Source organism: Mycolicibacterium houstonense (assembly GCF_900078665.2).
Taxonomy (GTDB): domain Bacteria; phylum Actinomycetota; class Actinomycetes; order Mycobacteriales; family Mycobacteriaceae; genus Mycobacterium; species Mycobacterium houstonense.
In genome coordinates this window covers 2,497,308-2,516,073 of sequence record NZ_LT546207.1, presented here as the reverse complement: position 1 = coordinate 2,516,073, position 18,766 = coordinate 2,497,308, and the positions used below count along the sequence as shown (strand labels likewise).

Genomic DNA, 18,766 nt, shown 5'->3' with positions numbered 1-18,766 from the left:
CCGGGCAGGTAGTCGGTGAGCTGTGGTGAGCGCACGATGTAGGCGACGTACTTGGCCCGGCTGATCGCCACGTTGAGCCGGTTGCGGTTCAACAGGAAGCCGATGCCCCGCGGTACGTCGGCGGCAGACGACGCCGTCATCGACACGAACACCACGGGTGCTTGCCGGCCCTGGAACTTGTCCACTGTGCCGGCCTGTACCTCGGTCAGGCCGACCGCGTCGAGTGCCCGCCGCACCGTGGTCACTTGCGCGTTGTAGGGCGTCACCACCAGGACGTGTTCCTGGCCCAGCGGCGTGCTGCCGTGCTCGTCGGTCCAGGTGGTCCCGAGCAGGCCGGTGATGGCCGCGACGATCGCGTGCGCCTCTTCCGGGCTGTCGGTCGAATTGCCGAGATGCGGCACCTCGAGTACCCGCACGCCAGGGGTGAGACCGTCGAGTGCCCGTGCCGCACTGACCTTTTCGTGTGACCGCAGCCGGCCGTCATACGACAGTCGCGATACCGGACCGCACACCGCCGGATGCATCCGGAACGAGCGGTCCAGGAAGTAGCCCCGTTCGGCCGGCAGCGTGTGCGACCCCTCGACCAGCCAGCCCAGCGCCGAATCGTCGACCGGTGCGGGATGGGTGCCCTGGCAGACCTGGGGCAGTTGCTGCGGGTCGCCGAGCAGCAGCAGGTTGCGCGCGGCCGGGGCCACCGCGATGGTGTTGGCCAGGTTGAACTGGCCGGCCTCCTCGAGCACCAGCAGGTCGAGGCATTGCCGTGGCACTCGCGCTTCGTTCGCGAAATCCCATGCGGTACCACCGATCACGCAGCCGGGATGGTCGGCGATGAACGCGGCGTAGTGGTTCTGGTCGATCTCGGTCCACCGCGGGTCGGCGCCCTTGCGTTTCTTGGCCACCCGCGCCGCGTCCACCCCGGCGTCGAGCACCTGATCCAGCAGATGCTCGATCACCGCATGTGATTGCGCGACGATGCCGATACGCCAACCATGTTCGTTGGCCAGGCGGGCGATGATCTTCGCCGAGGTGTGGGTTTTGCCGGTGCCGGGTGGCCCGTGCACGGCGAGGTACGAGCCGTCCAGGTCCAGCAACGCCGCGGTGACATCGGTGGCGGTGTCCCCGCTACGGGGCAGCGCCCGGCCGCTGACGGTGCGCGGTGGGCGGCGCAGCAGGATGTCGGTCACCGCGTCGGCCGGCAGCTTCGGCAGACCGGCCGACACCGCGGCCGCCGTGCTGTCGATGGAAGCCTGCAAGGGCTTGGTGTTGATCGGCGGCCCGGGCGTCAGTGCGAACGGCACCTCGGTGAAGACGTCGCCATCCCTGGGTTGGCGCTCGGTGATCAGCACCTCGGTGGGGGCGTCCGGGTTGTCGCAACCGACCACGGTGGCGCTACCGAAGCCGCGCCGGTCCGGGTCGTCGGACAGGCCGGCCGGTGCCGGCGGGGCGTAGAGCGCATAGACCTCGCTGCCCAGTTCCCCGGCGTCGATGGCGCCGGTCAGCCGGACCTGCCGTTGGGGCTTGCGGGCCCGCGGCGGGATGTGCCAGTCGGTGACGACGTGGGCCTGTTCTGCGACGAAAACACCTGTGCTGTCGGCCCATTCGTCGACCGGGTTGTTGATCCGGTCGAAATGTCCCCACCAGAACGGTTTGTCTTCACGTTTGTGGAAACCGCGGGCCGCGGCGACGAGCGCGACCGCCTGCTGTTCGGGCGTGCGCGGTTCCACTCCGTCGCCGGCGAACTTGAGCAGCTTGCGGTCGACGGCGTCGGCCTTCTCGATCGGCGCCCCGTCGCGGACCGGCTGCGGGCCGCGCGGTGGCACCTCGGCTTCGAATGCCCTGTTGATCAGCCAGTCACGCAGCCGGTGCGTGGAACGGCAGTCGTAGCGGTTGTACTCCTCGATCTCCTTGAGCACGGTGGCGGCCTCGTCGTGCTGACCGGCGTCGCGCAGCGCGCAGTAGCGCGCGTACTCGGTGATCGAATCGGTGGCCTTGGTGACCTCGCCGCCGCGCAGTTCGGTCCCCATGTACAGCGGTTCCAGCGATTTGATGCTGTAGTTCTCGGTACCGACGCGAATGCTCTTGCGTACCAACGGGAGCAGATCCACCAGGACCCCGTTGCGCAGCAGGTCGTCGACATCGTTCTCGCCCACCCCGTAGCGGCCGGCGAGCCGGAGCAGGGTGCTGCGCTCGTACGGCGCGTAGTGGTAGATGTGCATCTTGGGAAAACGCTTGCGGCGCTTGCGGACGAAGTCCAGGAAGTCGATGAGCACCTGCCGTTCGCCGGCCCGGTCGTGCGCCCAGAACGGCTGGAAGTTGCCTTCTGCGCCGAGCACGCCCCACAGGTATTCCAGCCCCCAGTCGTGACCGTTGACCGTCCACAACGGGTCGCCCTCGTAGTCGAAGAACAGGTCACCCTTGTCGGGGTCCGGCAGCAGCATCAGCGGTTGGGCGTCGACCACCTCATACGGCGGTTTGGCGTCCACCCGCGGCGCCGCCTGCAACCGGGCCTGGCCGGTCAGCGCCGTCACCGTGCGCTGGGGGAGGCCGGGCACCGCGCCGGTNTTCGCCTACATCTCCGCGGCGCCGTTCGTCCTGCAGGACCGCTATGGCCTGGACCAGCAGGCCTTCGCGCTGGTGTTCGCCGCGGGCGCGATCGCGCTGATCGGCTCCACTCAGTTCAATGTGGTACTGCTGCGCCGGTTCTCGCCGCAGGCCATCACGGTCGCCGCCCTGAGCTGGTCGGTGGTCGCCGGGCTGATGTTCGTGGGGTTGACCGTCGCGCACGTCGGTGGGCTGTCCGCATTCGTGGTGCCGGTGCTGGCGATCCTGGCCGGGATGGGTCTGGTGCTGCCCAACGCCCCGGCCGTCGCACTGTCGCGTCACCCCGACGCGGCCGGAACCGCGGCGGCCCTGCTGGGCGCNTGGCGCGCACCTGCTGCTCACATTCCGGACAGCCGAAGCAGGCCCGCACCGTCTCGTCGGACCAGCGCACCGCGGCACCGCCGGCGAGATGCCCGTCGAGCAGTTCCTGCAATGCGCGACGCCGCGGCCGGTACACCGCCAGCAGCTCGTCGACGCGATAGCTGGACACCGCGCCGTCACCGAGTACCAGGTCGACCTCGTCGGCCACGGGCACGCCCGCGCCGGTCAGCACATCGGCATAGGCGGCCAGCTGCAGGAGGGCCTCGACCTTCACCGACCGGGACAGTTTGGTGTCGCGGAGCCGGTACCGCGCACCGTCCCAGATCAGGAAGTCGGCGAACCCGGCGAAGCGCCCGTCGAACATCGCGGCCTGGTAGATCACCGGGTCCCGGCGTTGGGCCGCCTCGAGGGTGGCCGCGGCCGCCGCGCTCAGCCCGGCGACCGTGTAGGCGGGCCGGCCGATCACCGTCACACCGGCGCCCGCGCGAAGTTCGTCGAGGTGGCGCTGTTCGTGCTCGTCGCCCAGTTCCGCTGTGCGGGCCAGCAATTCGTCATCCGATGACACCGCCGGGCCGCGGCCCAGCCGCGCGTCGAACGAACGCAGCAGCGCATATTCACAGCGGGCGGCCGCGGCAAGGTCCGACGCGCTGTAGATGACGGTCGGCCCCGACGCGCCCTCGTCGGTGACGAACACGCTGTCACTGTAGGTGAGCGAACCGACACTTCGCGTCTGCGTCGCGCAGAACCCTCAGCCCAGGTTGCCCATCAACTCCACGCCGCCGCCGTTCCAGCGGAACTTCACCGTGCTGGCCAGCCCGTGGAATCCGCCGGAGTACTGCAGGGCCACGGTGTCACCGGTGCTGGCGGCTCGGTCGACGCCGTTGAAGCCGTACGTGTCGGGGACGCCGGTCGGGATGAACTTGCCGAGGTGAAACAGCACCGCACGGGTGTTGGGGTTCTCGGAGTTGGTGTTGGCCCGCACGATCACGGCCGACAACTGCGCGCACTCGTTGTAGTTGCCCGCGACGGGCTCGGGGCTCCAGGCCTGATTGCTGCGTGGGTCGCGCGGCAACTCGGACACCGCCCTGGCGATCTCCGGGGCGGCCAGGTTCACCGCGCACGGGTCGGCCGGTGGCGGGGCCGACGAGGGTGCGGGCTTCGCGGCCGGCTTCGCCACCGAGGTCGGCGCGGGACCGGGGCCCGCATCGGGGGTTTTCGAGACCGTGGAATCGCCCGACCCGCATCCGGCGAGCATGAGTACGGCCGTCAAGATCGCGGCCGGCGCCATCGAATCCGCTGCCACCCGTTTCACAGTTGCGCAACCTACCTCGACCCCGCTGCGGGTTTGTGCAGGCGCGCGGCGGGGGATCGACCTGATTGGCACTAGACTTCTGAACCGATGAGCTCGCCAGACCCGGATCCGGGGGACGCCGCCCCGACATTTGCCGACCTGCAGATTCACCCTGCGGTGTTACAAGCCGTCACCGAAGTCGGGTACGAGTCGCCCTCGGCGATCCAGGCCGCGACCATACCCGCCATGCTGGCGGGCTCCGATGTGGTCGGGCTGGCCCAGACCGGCACGGGAAAGACCGCCGCGTTCGCCATCCCGATCCTGTCCAAGATCGACACCTCCAGCCGCAACACCCAGGCGCTGGTGCTGGCTCCGACCCGTGAGCTGGCCCTGCAGGTCGCCGAGGCCTTCGGCCGCTACGGCGCGCATCTGCCGGAGATCAACGTGCTGCCGATCTACGGCGGCGCGTCCTACACCGTGCAGTTGTCCGGCCTGAGGCGCGGCGCGCAGGTGGTGGTGGGCACCCCGGGCCGCGTGATCGATCATCTCGAGCGCGGCACCCTCGACCTGTCCAACCTGGACTACCTGGTGCTCGACGAGGCCGACGAGATGCTCACCATGGGCTTCGCCGAAGAGGTCGAGCGGATCCTCGCCGACACCCCCGAGTACAAGCAGGTGGCCTTGTTCTCGGCGACCATGCCGCCGGCCATCCGCAAGATCACCACCAAATATCTGCACGATCCGGTCGAGGTCACGGTCAAGGCCAAGACCGCCACCGCCGAGAACATCACCCAGCGGTTCATCCAGGTGGCCGGTCCGCGCAAGCTGGATGCGCTGACCCGGGTGCTCGAGGTCGAGCAGGGCGACGCGATGATCGTGTTCGTCCGCACCAAGCAGGCCACCGAAGAAGTCGCCGAGCGGCTCAAGGCCCGTGGGTTCGCGGCCGCCGCCATCAACGGCGACATCAACCAGGCGCAGCGTGAGCGCACCATCACCGCGCTCAAGGACGGCACGATCGACATCCTGATCGCCACCGATGTCGCCGCGCGCGGTCTCGACGTCGAGCGCATCTCGCACGTCGTCAACTACGACATCCCGCACGACACCGAGTCCTACGTGCACCGCATCGGCCGCACCGGCCGGGCCGGCCGCTCGGGGCACGCCCTGCTGTTCGTCACCCCGCGCGAACGCCATCTGCTCAAGTCGATCGAGAAGCACACCCGGTCGAAGGTCATCGAGGCCGAGCTGCCCAGCGTCGACGACGTCAACGCGCAGCGGGTGGCCAAGTTCCGCGACTCGATCACCGATTCGCTCAACGGCCCCGGCCTGGAGCTGTTCCGCAGGCTCATCGAGGACTACGAGCGCGAGAACGACGTGCCGATGGCCGACATCGCCGCGGCGCTGGCACTGCAGTCGCGCAACGGCGAAGAGTTCCTGATGACCGAGCCGCCGCCGGAGAAGCGCCGGGAGCGGGATCGCGACGATCGGGGCGAGCGTCCGCGCAAGGAGCGTCCGCCTCGCGAGGGTCTGGCGACCTACCGCATCTCGGTGGGCAAGCGGCACAAGGTCGGCCCCGGCCACATCGTCGGCGCCATCGCGAACGAGGGCGGTCTGCACCGCAATGAGTTCGGCCACATCACCATCCGCGCGGACTACTCGTTGGTCGAGTTGCCCGAGAAGCTGCCCAAGAAGACGCTCAAGGCCTTGGAGAACACCCGGATCTCGGGCGTGCTGATCAATCTGGCGCCCGACCGTGGGCCGCGCCGTGAGTACAAGGATCACCGCGAGCGCTCGGGGAAGCCGCACCGGAAGACGAAGTGACGGTCTCCAGAAGTGTGAGGGGACCGTCGGAGCAGGGTGGCCTTGAGTCGGTCGACGCCCCGGCGTCGACCCGCGTCGCCTCGCTGACCGGAATCCGCGCGGTGGCCGCCATTCTGGTGGTGGTGACGCATGCGGCGTACACCACCGGCAAGTACCCGCAGGGCTATCTGGGCCTGGTGCTGTCGCGCGCCGAGATCGGGGTGCCGATCTTCTTCGTGCTGAGTGGGTTCCTGTTGTTCCGGCCGTGGGTAGCCGCTGCGAGCCGCGCATCAGATCCAGTCGCGGCGACCGAATACAAGGCGCCGTCGGTCCGCCGATACGCCTGGCATCGAGTGCGACGAATCATGCCGGCCTATGTGGTCACGGTGCTGATCGCCTACCTGCTCTACCACTTTCGCACCGGGGGACCGAACCCCGGGCACACCTGGATGGGTCTGTTCCGCAACCTCACGCTGACGCAGATCTACACCGACAACTATCTGTTCTCCTATCTGCACCAGGGCCTGACACAGATGTGGAGCCTGGCGGTGGAGGCGGCGTTCTACGTCGTGCTGCCGCTGCTGGCGTACCTGCTGCTGGTGGTGTTGTGCCGGCGCCGCTGGCGGCCGGCCCTGTTGTTCTTCGGTCTGGCGGCGTTGGCCGCGGTGTCGCCGCTGTGGCTGTGGATCGTGCACGATTCCACGAATCTGCCTGACGGCGCCCGGCTCTGGTTGCCCACCTATATGGCGTGGTTCGTGGCGGGGATGGCACTGACGGTGCTGGCGCAACTCAAGGTGCGCGGCTACGCCGTGGTGTGCGTCCCGCTGGCGGTGGTGTGTTACTTCATCGCCTCGACGCCGCTGGCGGGGGAGCCCACCACCTCACCGGCCAAGCTGAGCGAGGCGTTGGTCAAGACGTTCTTCTACGCGGCCATCGCGGCGTTGTTGGTGGCGCCGCCGGCATTGGGCGATCGCGGTTGGTACAACCGGTTTCTGGCCTCGCGGCCGATGGTCTTCCTCGGTGAGATCTCATACGAGATCTTTCTGATCCACCTGATGATCATGGAGTTGGTGATGGTCGAGGTGATGCGGGATCCGGTCTACACGGGGTCGATGCTCAGCCTGTTCGTCCTCACCATGGCATTCACCATCCCGGCCGCCTGGCTGCTGCACCGGTTCACCCGGGTCCGTTCGTGACCGAGCGCCGGCCGCGTCTGACGCTGCTGGCAGTCTGTCTTGCGGTGTTCATGCTGTTGCTCGACATGACCATCGTGTCTGCGGCACTGGCCGATATCCAGTCCTCACTCGATGCCCGGCTGAGCGGGCTGCAGTGGGTGGTCGACGGTTACGCGCTGCCGATGGCGGCGCTGCTGCTGACCGCCGCAACGGTGGGAGATCGGGTCGGCCGCCGGCGGTTGTACCTGGGCGGGATGACGGTGTTCACGCTGGCCTCGGTCGGGTGCGCACTGGCCACCACGATCGAGATGCTCAACGCCACCCGGGTCGTGCAAGGTGCGGCCGGGGCAGTCCTGCTGGGCGTTTCGTTGCCGCTGGTCGCCGCGGTGTACCCGCCGGGACACGGGCGGGCCGTCGCGATCGCCACGTACGGCGCGGTGATGGGCGCGGGTGGGGCGGTGGGCCCACTGCTGGGCGGTGCTCTGGTCGACGGCTTCGGCTGGCCGGCGATCTTCGTGGTCAATGTCCCGATCGGGTTGGCCGCGCTGGTGATCGGCGCCCGCTACATCCCGGAAAACCGTGCCGCGCAAGCCCGTCCGGTCGACATCGTGGGCACCGTGCTGCTGTCCGCCGCACTGTTCGCCGGGGTCTACGTGCTGATCGAAGGCGACCGGTACGACTGGCGCGGCCCGCTGCTGGCCGGGCTGAGCGCGTTCTGCGTGCTCACGCTCGCGGTGTTCGGGTGGTGGGAGACACGGGTGGCCGAGCCCATGGTCGACCTGGCGGTGCTGCGCAGGCCCGGATTCGCCGGGGTGGCGCTGGCGGCCTTCGTGGCCGCGGCCACGCTGATGGCTGCGACGAACTACCTGGCGCTGTACTTCATGAACACCTTGGGGTTCAGTGCGTTTGAGGCCGGGCTGCGGGCGCTGCCGCTGACCGTGTCGATCGTGGCCGGTGCCCCGCTGGCCATGATGGCCGGCCGGCGGGTACCGGTGCCGGTGGTGATCCCGGCCGGTGCCGCACTGATCGCAGCCGGGCTGTGGTTGATGACCGGTGTTTCGGCGGTGACGGCGTGGACGCATTTCATCGGCGGTTCGATCGTGGCGGGGCTCGGCCTCGGCGGACTGGCGGCGTTGACGTCGGAGGCCGCGCTACGGTTCGTGCCCGTCGAGGACGCCGGAATGGCAACCGGCACAGTCAGTACGGTCCGTCAGATCGGCATCGCCGCCGGTGTCGCCGGCCTGGGGGCCCTGTTCAGTAGCCACGCGGGTGACGTCGGCGCGGCGCTGCCTGCGATCGATCCGGCGGCACGTGAGGCCAGCGCCGCCGGGATGCAGGCGGCCCTGGTCGCGGCGTCCGGCGCGGCCACTGCCGGACTGGTTCTGGTCGCGGTGTTGATCGCGGTGGGCCGTCATCAGGAGATCGTTGCTGAGGTTGTCGACGCGCGGGATTGACGTTGGCGTAACTGTTCGGTGCGGTATCGCGAAACAGTGTGCGGGACGGCTGCGATGCGTCTACTTTCGCAAACTATGGACGGTGGGGCAGTCCTGATTTCAGCGGCCGACACCGGACGCTACACAATCTTGATCTCCACTGACCCCGCCGAGATCGAAGCGGCTCAACGGTTGCGCTACCAGACCTTCGCCGAGGAGATGGGGGCGACGCTGCCGCAGGCCGTTCGTGGACCGCTGACCGGCCAGATGATCGACGTCGACCAGTTCGATCCGTACAGCAACCATCTGCTCGCCAGGGATGAGACCACCGGTGAGATCGTGGGCTGCTATCGCCTGCTCCCGCCGGACGGCGCGCGGGCCGCCGGCGGAGTGTTCGCCGACACCATCTTCGACATGAGCCCGGGGCTGGATCGGTTGCGGCCGTCTCTGGTCGAACTGGGCCGGGTGAGCGTGCATCCGGACCATCGAAGCGGCGCTGTGGTGGCGCTGTTGTGGTCGGGGATCCTGCGCTACCAGGATCTGACCGGATACGAGTGGGCGATCGGATGCCTGTCGGTACGGATGGAGGACGGTGGTCCCCGCGGATCGTTGGTTCGGGGGGTGCGTGATGCCGCGCTCGGCGGGAGCCGCGCGCCCGGCGAGTACCGGGTGACGCCGCGAAACCCGGTGCGCGTCAACGGTTTGAGTCTTGATGAGCTACCCGACCCCGGTCGGGTGAGGCTGCCGCCGATGGTGGCGGGCAGCTTGCGGATCGGCGGGGTGATCTGCGGTGAGCCGTCCTATGACCCGGATTTCGACATGGCCGACTTCGTCGTCCTGATCAACCGGGACATGGTGCGGGAGAACTACCTGCAACGATTGACCCGCGCACATGTCCAGACCTGAACCGCCGCTGCTGGGCATCGGTTTCGGCCCGTCGAATCTCGCCTTGGCGATCGCGCTGGCCGAACAGGGCACGCATGCGACATTCCTGGAGGCCCAGCCGCGGTTCGGCTGGCACCGGGACATGCTGCTGCCGGGCGCGCGCATGCAGATCCCGTTCCTCAAGGATCTGGTCACCCTTCGGAATGCCAAGAGCGACTTCAGCTTTGTCAACTACCTCAGCGAATGCGGCCGGCTCGTCGACTTCATCGGCCGGCACAACGTGTTCCCCAGCCGGCTGGAGTTCCACGACTACCTGGAGTGGGCGGCCGGGCATTTCGCGGACGATGTCCGCTACGGCAACCGGGCGGTCGCGGTGGAGGCCTCGGATGACGGATTCGTGGTGCATACCGATGGCGGGCGGCGGTTTTCGGCCGGCGCTCTGGTTCTGGGCGTCGGCTTGCACCCGGTGCTGCCTACCGGTGTGCGGCCGAGTTGTCGCCAATGGCACAGCCATTGCCTGCTCAGCGGCCTGGCTGCCCTGCCCGCAGGCCCGCCGCGCCGGTTCGTGGTCGTCGGCGCGGGACAGAGTGCGGCGGAGGTGGTCGCCTATCTGCACCGCGGCTTCGCGGAAGCCCATGTGCATTCGGTCTTCGCGCGGTACGGCTACAGCGTCGCCGACGACAGTGCGTTCGCCAACCGGATGTTCGACCCGTCAGCGGTCGATGTGTTCTACGGGGCCGACGAGCCGCTCCGCCAACGCCTGCTCGACTACCACCGTTCGTCGAACTACTCGGCGGTGGAGCCCGAGTTGATCGCAGATCTGTACGACAGGGAGTACGCCGAGCGGGTGGCCGGTGAACGGCGGCTGCACATGCACAAGGCCTCGGCCGTCTCGCGGGTCGAGGAGCACGCCGACGGCGTCCGGGTGACGGTCACCGCGCTGGCCGACGGGTCCCGGGAGACGCTGGACTGCGATGCGATCGTGTACGCGACGGGCTACGCACCGATGAATGTCGCGGCACTCCTCGGCGATCTGGCCGCACTCTACGAGTTCGACGAGCGCCATCGCCCCGTCGTCAGCCGCGACTACCGGCTGTGCCCACGAGCCGGCGCACCTGGCGACATCTATCTCAACGGCTCGGCGGTCGAGCACACCCATGGACTCGGGGCCACCTTGCTGTCGAACGTCGCGGTCCGGGCAGGCGAGCTCGCCACAGCGCTACGAAGTTAGGGTAAGCTAACCTAATAAGCGGCGAAAGGATGTGGGATGGCCGAGCAGAAGGCGTCACGCGGACTGGAAGGAGCCCTCGTCAAACTCTGGCGGGGCGGTGACTACGAGCTGACGGTCACCGGTCGTACCGAACTCACCCCGAACTACCTGAGATTGCACTTCGACGCACAGCGGTTGCTCGCCGAGCAGCGGGTGCACCCGACGATGTGGGTGCGCGGCTGGTTCCCCGACGGGGGCAAGGCTCACCAGCGCGGCTACACCCTGGTCAATCCCGATGCGCAGGCCGGAACCGTCGACATCGACTTCGCCATGCACGAGGGCATCGCGACCCGGTGGGCCGGCGCGGCCGAGCCCGGAGATGTGCTCGAGGTGACCGTGCTCGGCAGCAACTTCGCGGTGCCGCAACCGGCGCCTGCCGGGTACGTCATCGTGGGCGACACGGCCTCGCTGCCTGCCATCAATTCCCTGCTGGACGCGATCGGGGATGTCCCGGCCCGCGTCTTCCTGGAGGCCGGCCACGACGACGACCGCGAGCTGCCGGTCACCGGCGACGCCGAGATCACCTGGGTGGACCGCAACGACGACGATCTGCTCGATGCCGTCAGCGCATCGGCATTCGACGCTGCCGATCACTTCGGCTGGGTCGCGTGCAACAACCGCACCACCCGGGCGGTGGCGCGGGTGTTCCGCGAGCAGTACGGCATCCCGCGCAAATCCATCAAGGCCCAGGCGTACTGGGTGGCCTGACGCCGTCCGGCGTCACACCGTCACAGCACGGTCTGGATCGGGGCGGGTGTCGCGGCGATCTCGTCGAGCACCGCGACGTTCCTGGCCACGTCCCGGCTCTCGCGCGCGGCGATCTCACCGACCGCCAGATCGAAGGCGCCGACCAGGCTGGGTGGGTCGAACACCGCTTGCGCCTGCCGGCTCACCTGCAGGTCCCGCGCCCAGATCGTGGGCGGCCGGGCGAATCCGGGCTCCAGTGCCAGGACCGAGGCGAACCGCCACGCGCTGTCGCGCAGCGACCTGATCGCCCCGTTGATCACGAAGATCTGATGCTGTTTGAGCACGGCATAGATGTCGGCCAAGGCCGGCGACAGTTCGTTGATGTCGGTGACCACGCCGCCGATCTGGCCGGCGAGCACCGCGTTGATGGTGTCGAAATCCTTGTGCAGCGTGGACAGCCGTCCCGTGCCGGCCAGGCCCTGCGCCGCGATCCCGAGGTCCAGCACGATGTGGGCGGTGATCCCGGCCAGCATGTGCTGCACCAGGATCGGCTCGGGTTTCTCGGCCCAGTCGAAGGTGGCGCGCCAAGACCGGGTGGGTCTCGGGTACCGGCCCGGGTGGAAGTGCCCGTTCAGCGCATCGAAGTAGCGCTGCGCAAACGCCGCGTCGAGCCGGTCCATCCGCGGGCCGTCCTCGAAGACCCCGTCCTCGACCGCGACACCGACGGCGATGGTGATCCGCTTGTACAGCGCCGCGAAATAGCCCAGCCGGCTTGATGTTTCCACCGCCCAGCCGGTGATCGTGTCGATGACCGAGACGACCTCGGCGATGGTGGCCACGGCCGGAAGTGGCGGCAGTGGCCGCGGGTGGCTGGCCATACTCGAAAGTATGGGGCAGGTCGGCTCGTCCTGCCCGGCATTCGGCTACTCGACCGGCAGCTGACCCGGGACGACCAGAGGTGCGACGAACTCGGCCAGCATGGTGCGTTCGTCGGCCTCGTCGACGCCGGGGAAGACCAGCATCGACACCATGACCCGGACCAGCCAGCGAGCCCGGCGGCCTACCTCGTCGTCGCCCTGTGCCGCGGTTCCGGCCAGCGACCGCACGAAACCTTCGACCAGCGCCCGGATCACTTCGGAGTGCTCGGCCATCTCGCCGCCGATCGGGCGCTGCGCGGTGGCGAACCAGGATGACAGCGCCGGGCTCTCGCGCACGGCGCGCAGGGCGGTGATCACGCCCTCGATCAAGCGCTCCGACGGTTCGGTGACCGCGGCCACCTGTTCGGTGACGTCCTGGTACAGCTTGCGGGCCTCGCGGTGCACGTACGCGGTGTACAGCGCATCGCGGTTCTCGAAGTAGCGGTACAGCGTGGCACGGGAACACCCTGCGGCCGTTGCGATCTCGTGCATGCCGACGGTCGCCGCGTCCTGCCGGCTGAACAGGGCGTCGGCGGCGTCGAGGATGTGGTCGGCAGCCACTTCGGACCGCCGCGCCGACAACCAGTCGCGAGGCATCAGGTGCCCGCCCGGAACGGCACCGACAGCGGCCGCCGCACATAGCTGCCGCCGGCCCACACCACCGCATCGAGGTCGACCTCGAAATCCGGGTACCGAGACAGCAATTCGGTCAGGGCGACCCGGGACTGCATGCGGGCGGCCGCGGCACCGAGACAGAAATGCGCGCCGTGGCTGAAGGTCAGGATGTTGCGTGGCTTGCGCCGGACGTCGAGTTCGGCAGCGTTGTCCCCGAATTCGCGCTCGTCGCGGTTTCCGGAGCCGTACAGCAGCAGTGTTTTGCGCCCGGCCGGGATGGTGGTGTCGCCGATGGTGACGTCGCGGGTGGTGGTGCGGGCCAGGCCCTGCACCGGGGAGGTCAGCCGCAGGAACTCGTCTACCGAATCCGGGATCAGCTCGGGATCGTCGATCAGCAGCCGGCGCTGATCGGGCCGCTGCTGCAGCAGTTGCACTGCACCGCCGAGCATTCCGGTGGTGGTGTCGTTGCCGCCGGTGACCATGGTGAAGGTGAAGGCCAGGATCGACAGCACCCCGGCGATGTCGCCGTCGGCTCCCACGCCGGCCGCCACCAGGTGCGAGATGGTGTCGTCGCCTGGCTCGCGGCGGCGGCGCTCGATGAGTTCGGAGAAGTAGCCCATCATTGACGCCACCGCCGCGCCGGCGGTGCCCATCGCCGCGGTGATGCCGCCGGCCGAGCTGTTGGCGGCGACGATGGCGTCGGTCCACCCGTCGAACTGGTCCCGGTCCTCCTCGGGCACCCCGAGGTAGTGCGCCACGACCATAGACGGCAGCGGCTTGAACAGTTCGGCGGCGATGTCGCCGCCGCCGTTCGAGCGCAACCCCTCGAGGCGCTCGACGACGAACTGGCGAACCTTCGGCTCGACGGCTTCCACCTGACGCGGCGTGAACCCCCGCGAGACCAGCTTGCGGAACTCGGTGTGCACCGGCGGGTCCTGCATGACGAACGGGGGATTGTCGGCCAGGCCGATCATGTCCAGCTCGCCGTAGGTGACGGTGAGGCCCTGCGCCGAGGAGAACGTCTCGTGATCGCGCGCCGCCGCCCAGATGTCGGCGTGCCGGGACAGCACGTAGTAGTCGTGCTCGGGAGATTCGGCCGGCACCACGTGGTGCACCGGGTCGTGATCGCGCAGCGCGGCGTACATCGGCCACGGATTGGGCCAGGTATCGGCGTCGGCGGGTTGGAACCGGGCGGGGCTGTGAGACAAAGTCGCTGCCATGTCTTATTGCTACGACACTCGAGGCCATAGTGTCAATAGTCGGTGCGGCGGGCCATCGTCGGTGTTCGCCGGTTCGCATTAGGCTCGGGCGTGATGAGCACCCCTGGCGCGCCGCAGCTACCTGCCCAGACACCGACGTGTTACCGACACCCCGACCGTCCGACCTATGTGCGTTGCACGCGTTGCCAGCGCCCCATCTGTCCCGACTGCATGCGTGCGGCGGCCGTCGGCCACCAGTGCGTGGAGTGCGTCAACGAGGGAGCGAAGTCCGTGCGGGCGCCGCGGACCCAGTTCGGTGGAGTGGCCCGGTCCGGGGCCCCGATCCTGACCTACTCACTCATCGCGGTGAACGTGTTGATGTTCGCGCTGCAGATGGCCTCGGGGAATCTGGAGAGAGAACTCACGCTGCAACCGGCGAGCATCGCCGCATTCGACGAGTACTACCGGCTGGTGACGTCGATGTTCCTGCACTACGGCGTCATGCACCTGCTGTTCAACATGTGGGCGCTGTACGTGGTGGGGCCGCCGCTGGAGCAGTGGCTGGGCCGGTTGCGATTCGGGGTGCTCTACGCGCTCAGCGGGCTCGGCGGTTCGGTGCTGGTCTACCTGCTGTCGCATCCGCTCTCGCAGACAGCGGGAGCGTCCGGGGCCATCTTCGGCCTGTTCGGCGCGATCTTCGTGGTGGCCCGCAAGCTCAACCTCGATGTCCGCATGATCGCCGCGGTGGTGGTGCTCAACCTGGTGTTCACCTTCGCCGGACCCGCTCTCGGGACCGGGGCGATCAGCTGGCAGGGCCACATCGGTGGCCTGGTCACCGGGGCGGGCGTCGCCGCCGCCTTCGTCTATGCCCCGCGCGAGCGGCGCAACGCGATACAGATCGGTGTCTCGGTGGTGGTGCTGGTCGTCTTCGCCGCGCTGATCGCCTGGCGCACAAGCGGTCTGCTGACTCTGATAGGCGTTTCTTAGATCGCCGCGCCGGGGTTCAGGATGTTCTGCGGATCGAGGGCATTCTTGATCCGCCGGTTGAGCTCCATGGCATCCGGCCCGATCTGACCGGCCAGCCACGGCCGTTTGAGCCGGCCCACGCCGTGTTCGCCGGTGATGGTGCCACTCAGTCCCACCGCCAGATCCATGATCTCGCCGAAGGCCAGTTGAGCCCGCTGCGCCTCGTCGGTGTCGGCCGGGTCGAACACGATCAGCGGGTGGGTGTTGCCATCGCCGGCGTGGGCGATCACCGAGATCAGCAGCTGCCGCTGGGCAGCGATCTTGGCCACCCCGCCGACCAGATCGGCGAGCGCGGGCAGCGGCACCCCGACGTCCTCGAGCAGCAGCGATCCCTTGGCCTCCACGGCCGGGATGGCGAAGCGGCGGGCTGCCACGAAGGCCTCGCCCTCGTCCGGGTCAGAGGTGGAAAACACCTCGCTGGCACCGCATTCGGTGAACACCCCGGCCATGAACGCGGCGTCGTCGGCACCCGCCGCGCCGCGATCGTCGGATGCCGCCACCATCATCGCCGCCGCGTTGCGGTCCAGCCCCATCCTGAGCTTGTCCTCGACGGCGTTGATCGCCACCGAATCCATGAACTCGAGCATGGACGGCCGGATCTTGCCGGTGATCTTGACGACGGAATCCGCGGCGGCCTCCACCGAGCCGAACGTGGCGACCACGGTGCACGGCGTGTGCTGAGGCGGCAGCAGCCGCAGCGTCGCCTCGGTCACCACGCCCAGCGTGCCCTCGCTGCCGACGAAAAGCTTCGTCAGGCTCAGTCCGGCAACATCTTTCAACCGGGGCCCACCCAGGCGTACCGCGGTGCCGTCGGCCAGCACCACCTGCAGCCCCAGCACGTAGTCGGTGGTCACGCCGTACTTGACGCAGCACAGCCCGCCGGCATTGGTGGCGACATTGCCGCCGATGCTGCAGATCTCGAACGACGACGGATCCGGCGGATACCACAGGCCGTGCGCGGCAACGGCTTTCTTCACCTCGGCGTTGAGCAGACCGGGCTGCACGACGGCGGTGCGGGTGACCGGGTCGACGGTGATGTCGCGCATCTTCTCGGTGGACAGCACGATTCCGCCGTCGAGCGCGGTGGCGCCGCCGGACAATCCGGTACCCGCACCGCGGGGCACCACGGCCACCCGGTGTGCGGAGGCCCAGCGCAGCACGGTCTGGACTTCTTCGGTGCGAGTGGGCCGGACCACCGCCAGGGGTGTGCCCGCAGCGGGATCGGCGGCCCGGTCCTGGCGGTAGGAGGCCAGGATGTCGGGGTCGGTGACCACGACACCTTCGGGCAGTTCGCTGATGAGCTCTGACAGCACACCGCGATCCTACGAGCGTGGGTCAGCTGACGGCGAAGACCCGGGGATAGGCCGGTCCAGCTCGCGCAGCGCCGGCAGCGTGACCGCGACCAGGCCGAGCAGCAGCATCGGCAGGGACAGCGCGAGGAAGGTGGCGTGCAGGCCGACGGCGTCGGCCAGTGGACCGGCCAGGATCAGGCCCAGCGGGCCCGCCGCGTAGGCCAGGGAACCCATCACCCCGACCACGCGGCCGCGCAGGTGTGGCGGGGGCGGGGGCTTCCTGGAGGAGTTGTTTATTGGGGGGGTCGGGGCGGTGGCGAAAACCCTTCTTTTTTTAACAACTTTATTTGTTTTAGAAACAAGGGGNTGGCGGGAAGAGGTGGCGGTTGCCAAACGAAAATCCTTTGCCGATCAACCGTATTGGGGTAGGCCCGCCACCGGGTTCGGCGCCGAGCAGCCCGGGATCATGATCGTCGGGCTGGCCCCGGCGGCCAACGGGGCCAACCGCACCGGGCGGGTGTTCACCGGCGATCGGTCAGGGGACTTCCTGTTCGCCGCACTGCACCGGGTGGGTCTGGCCAATCAGGCCGAGAGCGTCGACGCCGCCGACGGTCTGCGGCTCATCGATACCCGGATGGCTGCCGCGGTGCGGTGCGCGCCGCCGGCGAACGCCCCGACGCCGGCCNATCCGACGACCGCGCACAGCACGAGGATCAGCGGCAGCGGCGGCAGGAACGCGATCACCGTCATCGCGACCCCGAGGGTGATCACCGCGGTCAGCATGGTGGTGCGCCGCTTCATGTACGGTGCCCGATCGACCGCCCGCGGTCGTGACAGCACCGCATAGCCGAGCGCGCCCAGCAGCCCACCGATGCTCAGCGCCATCAACACCCAACCCAGCTCGGTCGGCTCGTTGCGGTCGGTGAAGTACTTGGGGAACAGGACGCTTTCCATCGGCATGTACAGGCCGGTGGCCACCAGGTCGACGATCGCCAGCGTGCGCAAAACCGGTGTGTGCCAGACGAAACGCAGCCCCTCGATGATTCCGGCCCACACGCTCTCGGTCAGCAGCGACCGGTCCGGCGTGCCCGCGCCTTCCAGCCGCAGTATCGAGATGGCCAGGATCGAGCAGCAGAAGGCCCCGGCGGTCACCCACATCGTGTTGATGCCGCCGATGGTGGCGATGAGCAGGCCGCCGATGCCAGGGCCGACGATGTAGGCCAGGTTGAACACCGCCTCGTACACGCTGTTGGCGTGATCCAGCGTCCAGCCGGCCCGTCCCGCGGCCTCGGGCAGCATGGTCTCGCGAGCGGTCATCCCGGCCGGGTCGAAGAAGGCGCCGAGCGCGGCCAGCACGGCCAGCACCGCGACGTTGATCGCGTCCACCCCGAACATCAGGGCCAGCACCGGCACCGCGATCACCGATAGGGCCGAGAGCAGGTCCGACAGCATCGAGACCCGGCGGCGGCCCAGGTAGTCGACCGCGGCCCCGGCGATCAGGGTGGCGACCAGCAGCGGCAGCGTCCCGGCCATCGCCACGATCGAGGCGTCGACCGCGGATCCGTTGCGCTGCAACACCAGCCACGGGAAGGCGACGATGGTGATCCCGTTGCCTGCGCCGGCCATCAACGCGGCGAACAGGATCAGCAGCATGGGGCCGCGTTTGGTATCGGTCATGGGGTATCGCGGCCGAATCTAACAGCGCGCCCGCGCCCGTAGCGACGGATTTTCCGGCACAGTGAGGTCATGGAGCTGCCCCACCCGAGGACCGGGGAACCGTTCACCTCACCGGTGCCACCCGGTTCGGGCTGGCCCCGGGATCCGGCGACGGCGTCCACCCCGGTGGCGAAGAGCGGGGCACAGGTGCGGCGGCTGGCCGCCAAGGTCGCCACGGTGGACGCGCTCGACGCGCAGGTCTCGGTGTGCCGGGCCTGCCCCCGCCTGGTCACCTGGCGGGAAGAGGTGGCGGTTGCCAAACGAAAATCCTTTGCCGATCAACCGTATTGGGGTAGGCCCGCCACCGGGTTCGGCGCCGAGCAGCCCGGGATCATGATCGTCGGGCTGGCCCCGGCGGCCAACGGGGCCAACCGCACCGGGCGGGTGTTCACCGGCGATCGGTCAGGGGACTTCCTGTTCGCCGCACTGCACCGGGTGGGTCTGGCCAATCAGGCCGAGAGCGTCGACGCCGCCGACGGTCTGCGGCTCATCGATACCCGGATGGCTGCCGCGGTGCGGTGCGCGCCGCCGGCGAACG

The 18,766-nt window shown here is 68.7% G+C and carries 14 protein-coding genes and 5 pseudogenes; 10 read left to right on the top strand and 9 right to left on the bottom strand.

Annotated elements, in window-relative coordinates; genetic code table 11:
* Nucleotides 1-2,561, bottom strand: a pseudogene (locus BN4332_RS12615) (TM0106 family RecB-like putative nuclease); the annotation flags it as partial.
* Between BN4332_RS12615 and BN4332_RS34295 the strand changes: the two are divergent.
* A pseudogene (locus BN4332_RS34295) lies at nucleotides 2,548-2,919 on the top strand (Bcr/CflA family drug resistance efflux transporter); the annotation flags it as partial. The pseudogenes BN4332_RS12615 and BN4332_RS34295 sit on opposite strands and share 14 nt — an antisense overlap.
* Nucleotides 2,920-2,926: 7 nt before the next feature.
* On the opposite strand, the pseudogene BN4332_RS12605 reads toward BN4332_RS34295, so the two are convergent.
* A pseudogene (locus BN4332_RS12605) lies at nucleotides 2,927-3,616 on the bottom strand (PD-(D/E)XK nuclease family protein); the annotation flags it as partial.
* A 54-nt stretch (nucleotides 3,617-3,670) separates the two neighbouring features.
* Entirely contained in the window at nucleotides 3,671-4,210 is a 540-nt protein-coding gene (locus tag BN4332_RS12600; RefSeq protein WP_066898755.1) for an LppP/LprE family lipoprotein, read from the bottom strand.
* A gap of 111 nt (nucleotides 4,211-4,321) precedes the next feature.
* On the opposite strand from BN4332_RS12600, the gene BN4332_RS12595 reads away from it, so the two are divergent.
* The 6 genes from BN4332_RS12595 (at nucleotide 4,322) to BN4332_RS12570 (ending at nucleotide 11,484) form a co-directional block, all read left to right on the top strand.
* Nucleotides 4,322-6,034, top strand: a complete 1,713-nt coding sequence (locus BN4332_RS12595) for a DEAD/DEAH box helicase (RefSeq protein WP_066898750.1) — start codon at nucleotides 4,322-4,324, stop codon at nucleotides 6,032-6,034.
* Nucleotides 6,031-7,209, top strand: a complete 1,179-nt coding sequence (locus BN4332_RS12590) for an acyltransferase family protein (RefSeq protein WP_066898749.1) — start codon at nucleotides 6,031-6,033, stop codon at nucleotides 7,207-7,209. The genes BN4332_RS12595 and BN4332_RS12590 overlap by 4 nt, the downstream gene beginning before the upstream one ends.
* Entirely contained in the window at nucleotides 7,206-8,642 is a 1,437-nt protein-coding gene (locus tag BN4332_RS12585; protein WP_235654079.1) for an MFS transporter, read from the top strand. Before BN4332_RS12590 ends, BN4332_RS12585 begins: the two co-directional genes overlap by 4 nt.
* Before the next feature lie 75 nt (nucleotides 8,643-8,717).
* Nucleotides 8,718-9,527, top strand: coding sequence for a GNAT family N-acetyltransferase (locus BN4332_RS12580; RefSeq protein ID WP_066898748.1), 810 nt, complete (start codon nucleotides 8,718-8,720; stop codon nucleotides 9,525-9,527).
* Nucleotides 9,514-10,737, top strand: coding sequence for a lysine N(6)-hydroxylase/L-ornithine N(5)-oxygenase family protein (locus BN4332_RS12575; protein ID WP_494337783.1), 1,224 nt, complete (start codon nucleotides 9,514-9,516; stop codon nucleotides 10,735-10,737). Before BN4332_RS12580 ends, BN4332_RS12575 begins: the two co-directional genes overlap by 14 nt.
* 36 nt (nucleotides 10,738-10,773) lie before the next feature.
* Nucleotides 10,774-11,484, top strand: a complete 711-nt coding sequence (locus tag BN4332_RS12570; RefSeq protein WP_066898747.1) for a siderophore-interacting protein — start codon at nucleotides 10,774-10,776, stop codon at nucleotides 11,482-11,484.
* A gap of 20 nt (nucleotides 11,485-11,504) precedes the next feature.
* On the opposite strand, the gene BN4332_RS12565 is transcribed toward BN4332_RS12570, so the two are convergent.
* Genes BN4332_RS12565 through BN4332_RS12555 form a run of 3 tightly spaced genes read right to left on the bottom strand, consistent with a single transcriptional unit; the run spans nucleotide 11,505 to nucleotide 14,215 of the window.
* Nucleotides 11,505-12,341, bottom strand: coding sequence for a DUF5995 family protein (locus BN4332_RS12565; RefSeq protein ID WP_066898746.1), 837 nt, complete (start codon nucleotides 12,339-12,341; stop codon nucleotides 11,505-11,507).
* A 45-nt stretch (nucleotides 12,342-12,386) separates the two neighbouring features.
* Nucleotides 12,387-12,977: a TetR/AcrR family transcriptional regulator gene (locus BN4332_RS12560; protein ID WP_066898752.1), complete on the bottom strand. Its 591-nt coding sequence runs from the start codon at nucleotides 12,975-12,977 to the stop codon at nucleotides 12,387-12,389.
* Entirely contained in the window at nucleotides 12,977-14,215 is a 1,239-nt protein-coding gene (locus BN4332_RS12555; RefSeq protein ID WP_066898745.1) for a cytochrome P450, read from the bottom strand. The genes BN4332_RS12560 and BN4332_RS12555 overlap by 1 nt, the downstream gene beginning before the upstream one ends.
* Before the next feature lie 93 nt (nucleotides 14,216-14,308).
* Between BN4332_RS12555 and BN4332_RS12550 the strand changes: the two genes are divergently transcribed.
* The gene (locus BN4332_RS12550) at nucleotides 14,309-15,181 is read left to right on the top strand and encodes a rhomboid family intramembrane serine protease (RefSeq protein ID WP_200820292.1); all 873 of its coding nucleotides are present in this window, start codon (nucleotides 14,309-14,311) and stop codon (nucleotides 15,179-15,181) included.
* On the opposite strand, the gene BN4332_RS12545 is transcribed toward BN4332_RS12550, so the two are convergent.
* Both BN4332_RS12545 and BN4332_RS12540 read right to left on the bottom strand, forming a co-directional pair.
* Complete coding sequence (locus tag BN4332_RS12545) at nucleotides 15,178-16,533, bottom strand: FAD-binding oxidoreductase (protein WP_066898743.1); 1,356 nt, start codon at nucleotides 16,531-16,533, stop codon at nucleotides 15,178-15,180. The two genes, BN4332_RS12550 and BN4332_RS12545, sit on opposite strands and share 4 nt — an antisense overlap.
* A gap of 9 nt (nucleotides 16,534-16,542) precedes the next feature.
* On the bottom strand, nucleotides 16,543-16,746 hold the full coding sequence (locus BN4332_RS12540) for a hypothetical protein (RefSeq protein WP_066898742.1): 204 nt from the start codon (nucleotides 16,744-16,746) through the stop codon (nucleotides 16,543-16,545).
* Nucleotides 16,747-16,879: 133 nt separating this feature from the next.
* Here BN4332_RS12540 and BN4332_RS12535 point away from each other — a divergent pair.
* Nucleotides 16,880-17,209 (top strand): annotated as a pseudogene (locus tag BN4332_RS12535) (uracil-DNA glycosylase family protein); the annotation flags it as partial.
* On the opposite strand, the pseudogene BN4332_RS12530 reads toward BN4332_RS12535, so the two are convergent.
* Nucleotides 17,200-18,189: pseudogene (locus BN4332_RS12530) on the bottom strand (MFS transporter); the annotation flags it as partial. The pseudogenes BN4332_RS12535 and BN4332_RS12530 sit on opposite strands and share 10 nt — an antisense overlap.
* 69 nt (nucleotides 18,190-18,258) lie before the next feature.
* Between BN4332_RS12530 and BN4332_RS12525 the strand changes: the two are divergent.
* The coding region (locus tag BN4332_RS12525; protein ID WP_276527213.1) for a uracil-DNA glycosylase family protein at nucleotides 18,259-18,766 on the top strand (508 nt) is incomplete at its 3' end.

Bases quoted from the DNA above. Each gene is read 5' to 3' on its own strand.
- BN4332_RS12600 (WP_066898755.1), bottom strand. From the start codon at position 4,210: ATGGCGCCGGCCGCGATCTTGACGGCCGTACTCATGCTCGCCGGATGC.
- BN4332_RS12595 (WP_066898750.1), top strand. From the start codon at position 4,322: ATGAGCTCGCCAGACCCGGATCCGGGGGACGCCGCCCCGACATTTGCC.
- BN4332_RS12580 (WP_066898748.1), top strand. From the start codon at position 8,718: ATGGACGGTGGGGCAGTCCTGATTTCAGCGGCCGACACCGGACGCTAC.
- BN4332_RS12575 (WP_494337783.1), top strand. From the start codon at position 9,514: ATGTCCAGACCTGAACCGCCGCTGCTGGGCATCGGTTTCGGCCCGTCG.
- BN4332_RS12570 (WP_066898747.1), top strand. From the start codon at position 10,774: ATGGCCGAGCAGAAGGCGTCACGCGGACTGGAAGGAGCCCTCGTCAAA.
- BN4332_RS12565 (WP_066898746.1), bottom strand. From the start codon at position 12,341: ATGGCCAGCCACCCGCGGCCACTGCCGCCACTTCCGGCCGTGGCCACC.
- BN4332_RS12560 (WP_066898752.1), bottom strand. From the start codon at position 12,977: ATGCCTCGCGACTGGTTGTCGGCGCGGCGGTCCGAAGTGGCTGCCGAC.
- BN4332_RS12555 (WP_066898745.1), bottom strand. From the start codon at position 14,215: ATGGCAGCGACTTTGTCTCACAGCCCCGCCCGGTTCCAACCCGCCGAC.
- BN4332_RS12550 (WP_200820292.1), top strand. From the start codon at position 14,309: ATGAGCACCCCTGGCGCGCCGCAGCTACCTGCCCAGACACCGACGTGT.
- BN4332_RS12540 (WP_066898742.1), bottom strand. From the start codon at position 16,746: ATGGGTTCCCTGGCCTACGCGGCGGGCCCGCTGGGCCTGATCCTGGCC.